The organism is Planomonospora parontospora, from assembly GCA_014647935.1.
Lineage (GTDB): Bacteria > Actinomycetota > Actinomycetes > Streptosporangiales > Streptosporangiaceae > Planomonospora > Planomonospora parontospora.
This window is the reverse complement of the sequence record BMQD01000046.1, coordinates 19383-29513: the sequence shown is the minus strand read 5'-3', so window position 1 is coordinate 29513 and position 10131 is coordinate 19383. Positions and strand designations below refer to the sequence as shown.

Below are 10131 nucleotides of genomic sequence, written 5' to 3'. Positions count from 1 at the left end.
CCCGACGGCTTGCCGAAGACGAGCGCCGCGATACCGCCTGACCGGTTTCGCAACAGTCACTGAGCCGCCCGCCGGAGCCGCAGGGGCCCGGCTGCGGAGTCAGGCGTCCTGGGCGTCGAGCGCGGCGACGAGCTTCTTGGGGGCCACGGCCCGGTAGCTCTCCTCGACCCAGTCGAGCAGCACCTCGGTCTCGGGGAGCGTCCCCGTCAGCGGGATCGTCACCCACCCGGACCTGCCGAGCCCGTAGCCCGAGGGCCGGACGCCGTCGAGGGCCAGGGCGTGGCCGTGAGACTCGGGCAGCTTCACCCCGGCGCTCGGGCTCCACTTGTCGGTCGGCTCCTCCACGCCGAGGAAGAGGAAGATCTTCTTGTTGACCTTGACGACGGTCTCGCCCCAGGGGTGGTCCTCGTAGGCCTCCGGGAACCGGAGGGCGAACTCGCGCAGCGTCTCGCGGACCTCACGCCATTTCTCCATGCCCGCCATTGTGGACGCCGGGTCCGACGTTTTCCCGGCACCGGGCGGGCCTCGCCCTCTCCGCGCAGTCCGCCGGGCGGGTCTCGCCCTCTCCGCGCAGTCCGTCGGGCAGACCTCGCCCCGTACGCGCGGTCAGCCCGGCGTCACCCGGTCCTGCCTCCGCCCGGCGGGCGCCATCCGGCGAGCACCCGGTCGATGTCCGCCCGGATCCGGTCGCGGGCCTCGGCGCGCGGCACCCCCGCCATCAGCAGCCGGTCGTAGTCCGTGTCGAGGTGCCGCACCGAGGCGACCACGGCCAGCGTGACGGCGTTCGCGTCGAGGACCTTGGCGGCGGCCGTGCGCCCCACCCGGCCGCTGCCCCGCTCCGCCGCGTGCCGGGCGATCTCCGCGGCCCGCTCCGGTGGGCAGCCGGGGAACAGCCGGACGATCTCCTCGGCCATCCCGGCCTGGAAGCGCAGGTCCTCGTCCGTCCGGCGCTCGCGGTCGCGCTCGCGGCGGCGGAGCCGTACCTCCTCGTCGGCCAGGCACTGCTCCTCGGCCCGCGCCAGCGCGGCCTCCTCGACGAGGACGCCGAGCCGCTCGTACCGCTTGCGCCGGGCGTTGAAGCGGACCACGACGGCGGCCAGTCCGCTCTCCTTCTTGGCCCGGCGGCTGAGCGCGGCGTTCCCCGCCGGGAGGAGGACCAGATGGTCCAGGTCCGCGCAGGTCAGGCAGTGGGGCTCGGCGTTCTCCATGATCAGGTACGGTCCGGTGCCGCGGCAGTCGGCGCACTCCCACGGCCTCGTCGCCTCGACCACCGTCAGGTCGGGCGCCTCGGCCTGCCGCTCGGCGAGCCGCCTGCGCCGGGCCTCGCTCATGTCCGGTGAGACCCAGTGGACCCGGAACGGGCCGTCGTCGCCGGAGGCGGTGAACCGGAGCTCGGCGCGGTCGCGGGCGGCCGACAGGTAGGGGGTCTCGCCGGGGGCGAGGCCCCGCTCCCCGGCCCACCGGGCCAGGACCGCCACCGCGTCGGCCATCCTCGCGCCGTCCACGGCCGCGAGCTCCTCCAGCGACCCCGCCCGGCCCTGCCGCCAGACGTCCACGTGCCGGGCGTGCAGCCAGCCCGCCCCGGTCAGTACGTCGATCGCCGTCACATACTTGCGCCGCGCGAGGGCGGCCTCCGCCGCCGCCACGACCCGCCGTTCGTACTTCGCCACGCCCCCAGCCTGCCGTACGGCGCGGCCCGGCCGGTCCGGAAGCCGCCGTCTCCGGACCGGCCGGTTCCGGGGCACCGGTTCGAACGGCCGGGCGCACCGGGTTCAACCGGTCGGTTCCGCAGGCGCCTGGTTCACCGGGGCGCCGAGTTCACGGAGCCGCAGGCGCCGGGTTCACCGGGGGCACCGGCTCACGGAGCCGCAGGCGCCGGGTTCACCGGGCCGGGGTCAGAAGTACCAGGGGAAGGGGCTCCAGTCGGGGTCGCGCTTCTCCAGGAAGGAGTCGCGGCCCTCGACCGCCTCCTCGGTCATGTAGGCCAGCCGGGTGGCCTCGCCGGCGAAGAGCTGCTGGCCGACCATGCCGTCGTCGGCCAGGTTGAAGGCGTACTTCAGCATGCGCTGGGCCATGGGGCTCTTGCCGTTGACCTTCCGGGCCCACTCCAGCGCGGTCCGCTCCAGCTCCGCGTGCGGCACGACGGCGTTGACCATGCCCATCCGGTGGGCGTCCTCGGCGGTGTAGGCGTCGCCGAGGAAGAAGATCTCGCGGGCGAACTTCTGGCCCACCTGGCGGGCCAGGTAGGCCGAGCCGTACCCGCCGTCGAAGCTGGCCACGTCGGCGTCGGTCTGCTTGAACCGGGCGTGCTCCAGGCTGGCGAGGGTCAGGTCCGACACGACGTGCAGGCTGTGCCCGCCGCCGGCGGCCCAGCCCGGCACCACGCAGATGACGACCTTGGGCATGAAGCGGATCAGCCGCTGGACCTCCAGGATGTGCAGGCGGCCGGCCCGGGCCGGGTCGACCTGCCCGCCCTCGGCGTACTTGTAGCCGTCGCGCCCGCGGATGCGCTGGTCGCCGCCCGAGCAGAACGCCCACCCGCCGTCCTTCGGCGAGGGCCCGTTCCCGGTGAGCAGCACGCAGCCGACGTCGGCGCTCATCCGGGCGTGGTCGAAGGCGCGGTAGAGCTCGTCCACCGTCTGCGGGCGGAACGCGTTGCGCACCTCGGGCCGGTCGAAGGCGATCCGCACCGTCCCCTGGTCCACGGCCCGGTGGTAGGTGATGTCGGTGAAGTCGAAGCCCTCGACCTCCCGCCACGCCTGCGGGTCGAACAACTCGGAGACCATGCTCGTCACCTCTCCCGGCCCGGTGCGCCGGCGGTTGGGGAACCGGTTAGTAGGGAAGAGCGTAGGGCGTGAAGCCCGAGGCCATGAAAGGCGCCTTGAACTTCGCATAGGCGACCGTCGCGACGTCCCCGTCGGAGGTGTACCGCTCGCTGGGGTTGGCCTTCAGCCAGTCCAGCCAGGCGGTGGAGCAGAAGCGGGCGCAGTCGTCCTTCTTGATCTTGTCCATGGAGCGGATGCGCGGCAGGTTCACCGGGTCGAAGTCCTTGCTGAAGGGCGAGGGCCCGGGGGTGTACCCGGCGCGGAAGACGCCGCCGTAGTCGTAGGAGACGTTCCCCGCGCGGCCCTTGAGGGCCCACGACTTGGTGCTCGGCTGGTTGCCGTACGGCAGCGCCAGCGTCACCGGGTCGGTGCCGGTCAGCTTGGTGATCAGCTCGTGACCCTTGGCGATCTCGGCCATCGCCTCCTTCTTCGGCTTGCCGAGGAGGTTGCGGTGGCCGTAGGTGTGGTTGCCGATGTCGAAGCCGTTCTCCCGGAGCCAGGTGAGCATCTGCGTCTGCTCCTCCGGGGTGGTCTTGCCGAACAGGTCGCGCGTCACGTAGAAGGTGGCCACCGGCCGGAACCCCGGGTGCTTCCTGGCGACCTCCTGCAGGATGGCGACGGCGGTGTTCGGCATCGGCGTGCCCGTCCCGTCCAGGGTGAGCTGCTCCGGGGACGCGTCGTCGAAGGTGAGGACGACGGGGTGCTTGCCGGGGGGGACGCCGATGCGCCCGCGGACGTACTCGGCGGCGGTGATCGGGACGTAGCCCTCGACGGCCAGCCGCTCCAGCTCCTTGCGGAACTGCTCGGGGGTGCGGTCGTCGGGGGCCGTGGGCTTGTCCACCACCCGGTGGTACATCAGGACGGGGATCTGGCCCAGTTCGTTGGCCTTGACCTTGGCGGCCCTGGCCGCCTTCTCCTTGCGGACGGCGCTCTGGTCGGTCTTGCCGCCCTGCCGTCCGGCGGCGGCGCCGATCTTCTTCTGCTCCGGCTCGTCCTCCCACGGCATGCACCCGGTCAGCGCGGCACATGCCAGCGCGGCGGCCAGGCCGGCCGCGCCTACCCTACGACAGCTCATCAGATCTCCCCGGAAAGGTGGAACAGGTGCGATGGGGGGTGGCCGGCCGCCCCTGCTGGGCAAGGGCGGCGGCGCCCGGCACTACCGCGCGCCGGCGGCGAGCGGCTGCTCGTCCCGGTTCTTCAGGACGGGCGCGCCGGCGACCTCGATCCGACGGGCGTTCGGGTCGATCGGGTCGAGGTGGCCGCCGTGCTGGTCGTGGCGGTCGGCGTCGGGGTCGTCGAACCAGACGCCGCCCTCGGCCAGGTAGCGGAAGGAGATGCCCCGGTGCGCGGGGACGGTGACGGTCACCTGGTAGGTCCCGTCGTCGCTGCGGCGCATCGGGTGGGCGTACGGGTTCCAGTCGTTGAAGTCTCCGACGAGGGAGACCTCACCGCGGACCTGGTCGGCCGGCAGGATGAAGATGAGCTTGACCTGCCCGTTCTTGGCGGGCTTACCACGCTTGATCACTGATGTCCTCCTGAACTCGTTGCCTCATGGCCCCGCCGCCGCGGTGAGGGGCGCGCGGGGCGCCCCGTCCGCACGTGCACCCGTCCATGCGGGTCGCATGCGGGGTGCACTGTCCACGCGGATCGCGGTGGAGGCGTCGCGGTGGAGGCGGAGGTCCGTCCGGCTGACTGGTACAGACCATGAGAATCTCTACTTCTGGTCCCCATGGGGTGATACGGACACACTGCGTGTTGTGCAGGATTTACACCCACATGCCGCTATCCCGACGGTGAGCGCGGGAATCCGGCCGGAAGGCGGGGTGATCCCGTCCGGGGGATTCCGTCACGCTCCGTCAACGGCTCCGGTCCCGGCCGCTGGTCCGGGCCGCCGGTCCCGGCCGCCGGTCCCGGTCGCTGGCCCCGGCACATACCGACCGTTTAGTATGTTGGTTTCATATTGCCGGGGCGCCGGGGTGCCGGCGTGTGGGTGAAGGAGTTCGCGTTGGATGCCGGAGAGGTCCGCGAGGAGGACGCGTTCGACGTCGCCGCGCTGCACGCCTGGCTGGCCGGGCGGGTGGAGGGCCTGGACGGGCCTCCGGAGGTGCGGCAGTTCAGGGGCGGCGTGTCGAACCTGACGTACCTGCTCCGGTACGACGGCCTGAACCTGGTCATGCGCCGTCCGCCGCGCGGGCACAAGGCCGCCTCCGCGCACGACATGCGGCGCGAGTTCACGGTGCAGCGGCGGCTGCGGCCCCACTTCGGCGCCGTCCCCGAGATGCTCGCCTTCTGCGAGGATCCGGCGGTGCTGGGCGGCGAGTTCTACGTGATGGAACACCTGGAGGGGACGGTGCTGCGCCGCGAGCTCCCCGCCGGGATGACGCTGGGCGAGGACGAGGCCAGGGCGCTCGGCCACACCGTGGTCGACACCCTGGCGGACCTGCACGCGGTGGACCCGGAGGCGGCCGGGCTCGGCGAGCTGGGCCGGGGGCCGGGCTACGTGCGGCGGCAGGTCGAGGGCTGGTCGCGGCGCTACCGCGGTGCGCTGACCGACGACGTGCCCGACGGCGAGGCCGTGATGGCCTGGCTGGCCGAGCACCAGCCCGCCGACACCGCCCTGCGGCTGATCCACAACGACTGGAAGCTCGACAACCTGATCCTGGACGTGGACGGGCCGCTGCGGGTCGTGGGCGTCCTGGACTGGGAGATGGCGACGGTCGGCGACCCGCTGATGGAGCTGGGCTCGGCCATGGCCTACTGGATCACCGCGGACGACGACGAGCTCTTCGCCCTCCTGCGCCGCCAGCCCACGCACCTGCCCGGCATGCCCACCCGCGAGCAGGTCGTGGAGCGCTACCTGTCGCGGACGGGCCTGCCGATGGGACGCTGGGACTTCTACGAGGTCTTCGGCCTGTTCCGGCTGGCGGTGATCACCCAGCAGATCTGGTTCCGCTACCGCGCGGGCCAGACCACCAACCCGGCGTTCGCGCCGTTCGGCGACGCGGTGCGGATCCTTATCGCCCGCGCCTCGGACCTGGCCGGGGTACGGCCGGCCGGTTGAACCCGCCGGGACGTCCCGCGGAGGAGCAGGACGGCCCTCCGCGAGACGTCCCCGGCTCGAACGGGCTCCGCGAGACGTCCCTGGGCTCGAAGAGCGGGGCCGCAGGGTAGGTCTCCGGGCTCGAACGGGCGGGGCTGCACGGTGACGTCCGCGGCGCCGCCGTACGGCCCCGGACTCACCTCCCCTGTGGCGAAGCCTCGACCGGCTCCTTCTCCTCCACGAGCAGTCCGGGCTCCTGGGGAAGGTCCTCGGCCTCGATGACCGACTCCTCCGGCGGCGCCTCGATGGTCACCCGGGAGCCCCAGCCGGTGAAGCGCAGGTCGGAAGTGAGTCCCAGCACGTAGCCGTCGTTCGTCCGCCGGGAGACCCTGGTGGTCAGGCGGGTGACCCTGCCCCTGTCGTCGAACCGGAGCGCCCAGGCGACCTTCTCGCCTTTCTCGCCACGGGTCATCGGCGTGCCGAAGGGCCGGCCGGGGATCTTGGAGGAGTAGATGGTGCCCTTGGCGCTGCGCGGGCCGGTGGAGGAGGCGGTGGCGAGCAGCGCTTTGAGGGCGCCCGGCTCGAAGAGATCGACCGTGTTGTCCATGGGGCTGGACTCGGGCCACCGGCTGCGCACCCATTTCTTGCCCAGCGGCAGCTCGGGGATCAGACTGCCGCCCGAGGTGTAGTTCGCGTCCTTGACCCTGATGAGCAGCGTCGGGAAGAGGAATTCGGGAAAGTCCGTTCCCAGGAGTTCGGCGGCAGCCGGAGAGTGAAGCGTGGTGCTCTCGTCCGTTTCCACCGATCCGCCCTTGCGGAATCCGGTGACCCGCTCGGTCCGGACGGTGCCGAGGTGCCTGCCGTCGGCCGACATCCGGGTGACCATGGAGACTGTGACGCCTCTGCCGGGCACGACCTGGGCGCGGAGCACCTGGACCGGGTCGGGGGCGGCGGCGTGGGCGGGCAGCGGAGTGAGCAGGACGAGACTCACGACGAGACCGGCGGTGGCCCTTTTCATGTGACTTCCTTCGGAACCTGGAGGGGGAAGGAAATCCTGTCAATTCAAGATCACAATGCCGTCTCGGATATGGGAACGACCCGCGGAAGCCGGCCGGGCCTTCGCGGGCCCGGCCGGAGGGGGCGCCTCAGGCGATCCAGGGCGGGGTGATCCGCTCGGCGTCCTTGGGGGCCAGCTCGCACACGCCCTCGGGCGAGACGCCGCCGGGGTTGTACACCCGGCCCCCCACCGGGGCGGTGACGATCGCGATGAAGCCGCTCTGGGCGTCGGCGAAGACCTGCCGGGGGAGGTCGGCGGGCATGACGACGGTGTCGCCGGCGACCAGGTCGATCTTCTCTCCGGCCAGGTCGACGGTGGCTCCGCCCTCCAGCAGGGTCCAGATCTGCTCGGCCTCGAAGGCGTGGAGCGGGCCCTCCTTGCCGGGTGCCATGTCCACCCGCCAGAGGACCTGCCCGGCGCCGCCCAGAGTGGGGGAGGCGAAGGTGGTCATGACGGCGTTGGGCGTGGCGCTGCGGCGGGCTTCGGTGGCACGGATGACAGGCATCGCTGCGGTCTCCTAAGATGGTCAACGTTGTTGTCCATATAGTCAATCAGGTTGTCTATCGTGTCAAGCGACCCGCCCGGCTTCGAACTCCCCCTCCGGTTGTTCCTCGGCTTCCGCGTCCTCATCGACGAGCTCCACGCCGAGCTCGCCCGGCAGGGCCATCCCGACATGCGCCCCATGCACGGCTTCGCGCTCCAGGCGATCATGCGCGGCGGCGACACCGCCGTGGAGCTCGGCCGTACGATGGGCGTCTCCAAGCAGGCGGCGGGCAAGACGATCGAGACGCTGGAACGCCTCGGCTACGTCGAGCGCACCGTCGACCCCCGCGACACGCGGCGCAAGATCGTACGGCTCACCGCGCGCGGCGCCGACTCGCTGGAGCGCTCGGCCCGCATCTTCGACGACCTGCGCCGCCGCTGGGCCGACGAGATCGGCGAGGAGCGGCTCCGCGCCCTGGAGGCCGACCTGCGCAAGGTGACGCCGCCGGACGTCTTCCGCCTCGACGTGCCGGGCTGGTTCGGCGGCCAGTGAGGCCCCGGCGTGCGCTCTCCGGGGCGGGTGCCGTCAACCGGGCCGGGGGTGGCCGCGGGACGGCCGTCCGCGACCGGTCTTCGAGGATGGGATGGATCGCCGGGCCTCTCCGGCGGTCGCCGAAGACGTGAGCGTGCATGTCCGCATCCGGGCGGTTCCCGTCGGAGAGGCCACCGGTCCACGGGGGCCCGGCAGGCCGAACGGGCATGGTGTCCGCGGTGTGCCCGCTTCGTGGAGCATTGCCTAACGCGTAACCTGTAGGTTACGCTTTCGGTGTGGATCAGGTGGCAGGGGCGATCGCGGACCCCGTACGGCGCGAGATCCTGATGATGCTGCGTGAGGGGCGGCTCTCCGCCGGAGAGATCGCCGGGCGGTTCCCGATCAGCAGGCCGGCGGTCAGCCGCCACCTGCGGGTGCTCAGGGACAGCGGGCTGGTCCGCGACGAGCTCGTGGGCAGGCGGCGGTTCTACGTGCTCGACACCGGGCCGCTCGCGGGCCTCGCCGAGTGGATGGCCCTGCTCGCCCGGCCCTCCGGCTGGGAACACCGTCTCGACGCCCTGGAGACGGAGATCCACCGGACCCGCCGTGAGCGCCGCGTGCACGGCACGACCGACCAGGCGAAGGAGAACACCGCGTGAGCCCCATCCCCACCGGCCGGCTGTTCCGCACCGGCACCGGAAGTGATCTCGTCCTCAGCCGCACGTTCCGCGCCTCCGCCGAGGACGTGTGGGCGAGCCTCACCGAGACCGAACGCACGGCCCGCTGGTTCGGGCCGTGGGAGGGCGACGCCGCCCCCGGCCGGACGGTCCGGGTGCAGATGGCGTTCGAGGAGGGGACGCCGTGGTGCGACCTGCGCATCGAGGCGTGCGACCCGCCGCGGCGGCTGGCCCTGTCGATGATCGACGAGTCCGGGGCCTGGCACCTGGAGCTGCTGCTGGCCGAGGCGGACGGCTCGACGGAGCTGCGGCTCGTGCAGCACCTGACCACCGAGGACGGCCTCGGCGAGACCGGCTCCGGCTGGGAGTACTACCTCGACCTGCTCGTGGCCTCGCGCGAGGGCGGGCCCCGGCCGGACTTCGACGACTACCACCCCGCGATGAAGGCCTACTTCGAGGAGCTGCCGGCCCGGGCGGAGACCCCCGGTCACGTCCGCTGAGGCGGCCCGCCCGCCGGGCGTGTCCATCGGCCCGGTGGTGGCGGCGATCCTCCTGCGCCCCCGAAGGGCGGCCCCGGGGAAGATCAGGGTGGGGAGGGGGGACCCCCTGATCTTCCGGCGTGATGATCCATGGGACCTTTCTCCGGTACGTTTTTTCGACCGGAGAGTTCCCATGTGCACGGCAAAGCCCGTAACGTCCATCGCCCCGTCTGTCATGTCGCCGCCACCGGCCCGCGCCACGATGCCCCTCCTCGCGGCGGGCGGGCCGGAAGCATGAGTCAGACGACCGCCGTCGCCCCGGTGGCGCGCGCCGAGGCGCTGACGAAGACCTACGGCTCCGGTGAGAACGAGGTGGCCGCCCTGCGCGGCGTCTCGGCGAGTTTCGCGCCCGGCCAGTTCACCGCGATCATGGGCCCCTCCGGCTCGGGGAAGTCGACCTTCCTGCACTGCCTGGCCGGGCTGGACACCGTGACCTCGGGATCGGTGGTGATCGGCGAGGTGGACATCACCACGCTGTCGCGCACCCGGCTGACCGTGCTGCGCGGTCGCCGCCTCGGGTTCGTCTTCCAAGCCTTCAACCTGATCCCGGTGCTGACCGCCGAGGAGAACATCCGGCTGACCGCGCGCATGGCGGGTCTGAAGGCGGACGAGGAGTGGTTCTCCACCCTGGTCGACGCGCTCGGCCTGCGCGCCCGGCTGGGCCACCGGCCCGCCCAGCTGTCCGGCGGCCAGCAGCAGCGGGTCGCGGTCGCCCGGGCCCTGCTCACCCGGCCCGAGGTGGTCTTCGCCGACGAGCCGACCGGCAACCTCGACTCCCGCTCCGGGACCGAGGTGCTGCGGTTCCTGCGCTCGGCGGTGGACGCCTACCGGCAGACGGTGGTGATGGTCACGCACGACCCGGTCGCCGCCGCCTACGCCGACCGGGTCCTGTTCCTGGCCGACGGCCTGATCGTGGACGAGCTGACCGGCCCGACGATCGACGGCGTGCACGCCCGCATGCGCCGCCTGGAGGGCTGA

Annotated in this window: 12 protein-coding genes; 5 read left to right on the top strand and 7 right to left on the bottom strand. The window is 72.3% G+C overall.

Annotated features, from left to right (window positions below; genetic code table 11):
• Positions 1 to 99: 99 nt before the first annotated feature.
• The 5 genes from IEZ07_RS33710 to IEZ07_RS33690 form a co-directional block, all read right to left on the bottom strand.
• Entirely contained in the window at positions 100 to 474 is a 375-nt protein-coding gene (locus IEZ07_RS33710; RefSeq protein ID WP_204054565.1) for an MmcQ/YjbR family DNA-binding protein, read from the bottom strand.
• A 143-nt stretch (positions 475 to 617) separates the two neighbouring features.
• A complete protein-coding gene (locus IEZ07_RS33705; protein WP_191898502.1) occupies positions 618 to 1670 on the bottom strand; it encodes a DUF2293 domain-containing protein in 1053 nt (350 codons plus the stop codon).
• A gap of 225 nt (positions 1671 to 1895) precedes the next feature.
• On the bottom strand, positions 1896 to 2786 hold the full coding sequence (locus IEZ07_RS33700; protein ID WP_191898501.1) for a 1,4-dihydroxy-2-naphthoyl-CoA synthase: 891 nt from the start codon (positions 2784 to 2786) through the stop codon (positions 1896 to 1898).
• Positions 2787 to 2832: 46 nt separating this feature from the next.
• Positions 2833 to 3900 carry a polysaccharide deacetylase family protein gene (locus IEZ07_RS33695; protein ID WP_204054564.1) on the bottom strand — a complete coding sequence of 356 codons (1068 nt, stop codon included), beginning with the start codon at positions 3898 to 3900 and terminating at the stop codon, positions 2833 to 2835.
• An 81-nt stretch (positions 3901 to 3981) separates the two neighbouring features.
• Entirely contained in the window at positions 3982 to 4350 is a 369-nt protein-coding gene (locus tag IEZ07_RS33690) for an isoamylase early set domain-containing protein (protein WP_191898500.1), read from the bottom strand.
• Between the two features lie 480 nt (positions 4351 to 4830).
• Between IEZ07_RS33690 and IEZ07_RS33685 the strand changes: the two genes are divergently transcribed.
• A complete protein-coding gene (locus tag IEZ07_RS33685) occupies positions 4831 to 5886 on the top strand; it encodes a phosphotransferase family protein (protein ID WP_191898499.1) in 1056 nt (351 codons plus the stop codon).
• Between the two features lie 175 nt (positions 5887 to 6061).
• On the opposite strand, the gene IEZ07_RS33680 is transcribed toward IEZ07_RS33685, so the two are convergent.
• Together IEZ07_RS33680 and IEZ07_RS33675 are read right to left on the bottom strand one after the other, a co-directional pair.
• Positions 6062 to 6883 (bottom strand): hypothetical protein, encoded by an 822-nt coding sequence (locus IEZ07_RS33680; protein ID WP_191898498.1) that lies wholly within the window; start codon positions 6881 to 6883, stop codon positions 6062 to 6064.
• Between the two features lie 127 nt (positions 6884 to 7010).
• Positions 7011 to 7427 carry a cupin domain-containing protein gene (locus tag IEZ07_RS33675; protein WP_191898497.1) on the bottom strand — a complete coding sequence of 139 codons (417 nt, stop codon included), beginning with the start codon at positions 7425 to 7427 and terminating at the stop codon, positions 7011 to 7013.
• 60 nt (positions 7428 to 7487) lie between these two features.
• Here IEZ07_RS33675 and IEZ07_RS33670 point away from each other — a divergent pair, with 60 nt between their 5' ends.
• From IEZ07_RS33670 to IEZ07_RS33655, 4 genes are all read left to right on the top strand, one after another.
• Positions 7488 to 7958 (top strand): MarR family winged helix-turn-helix transcriptional regulator, encoded by a 471-nt coding sequence (locus IEZ07_RS33670; RefSeq protein ID WP_191898504.1) that lies wholly within the window; start codon positions 7488 to 7490, stop codon positions 7956 to 7958.
• A gap of 275 nt (positions 7959 to 8233) precedes the next feature.
• Entirely contained in the window at positions 8234 to 8596 is a 363-nt protein-coding gene (locus IEZ07_RS33665; protein ID WP_191898496.1) for a metalloregulator ArsR/SmtB family transcription factor, read from the top strand.
• Positions 8593 to 9114 (top strand): SRPBCC family protein, encoded by a 522-nt coding sequence (locus tag IEZ07_RS33660; RefSeq protein ID WP_191898495.1) that lies wholly within the window; start codon positions 8593 to 8595, stop codon positions 9112 to 9114. The genes IEZ07_RS33665 and IEZ07_RS33660 overlap by 4 nt, the downstream gene beginning before the upstream one ends.
• Positions 9115 to 9387: 273 nt before the next feature.
• On the top strand, positions 9388 to 10131 hold the full coding sequence (locus IEZ07_RS33655) for an ABC transporter ATP-binding protein (RefSeq protein WP_191898494.1): 744 nt from the start codon (positions 9388 to 9390) through the stop codon (positions 10129 to 10131).

Excerpts from the sequence above, each read along its gene's own strand:
- IEZ07_RS33710 (WP_204054565.1), bottom strand. The coding sequence starts at position 474 with ATGGAGAAATGGCGTGAGGTCCGCGAGACGCTGCGCGAGTTCGCCCTC.
- IEZ07_RS33700 (WP_191898501.1), bottom strand. The coding sequence starts at position 2,786 with ATGGTCTCCGAGTTGTTCGACCCGCAGGCGTGGCGGGAGGTCGAGGGC.
- IEZ07_RS33695 (WP_204054564.1), bottom strand. The coding sequence starts at position 3,900 with ATGAGCTGTCGTAGGGTAGGCGCGGCCGGCCTGGCCGCCGCGCTGGCA.
- IEZ07_RS33680 (WP_191898498.1), bottom strand. The coding sequence starts at position 6,883 with ATGAAAAGGGCCACCGCCGGTCTCGTCGTGAGTCTCGTCCTGCTCACT.
- IEZ07_RS33675 (WP_191898497.1), bottom strand. The coding sequence starts at position 7,427 with ATGCCTGTCATCCGTGCCACCGAAGCCCGCCGCAGCGCCACGCCCAAC.
- IEZ07_RS33655 (WP_191898494.1), top strand. The coding sequence starts at position 9,388 with ATGAGTCAGACGACCGCCGTCGCCCCGGTGGCGCGCGCCGAGGCGCTG.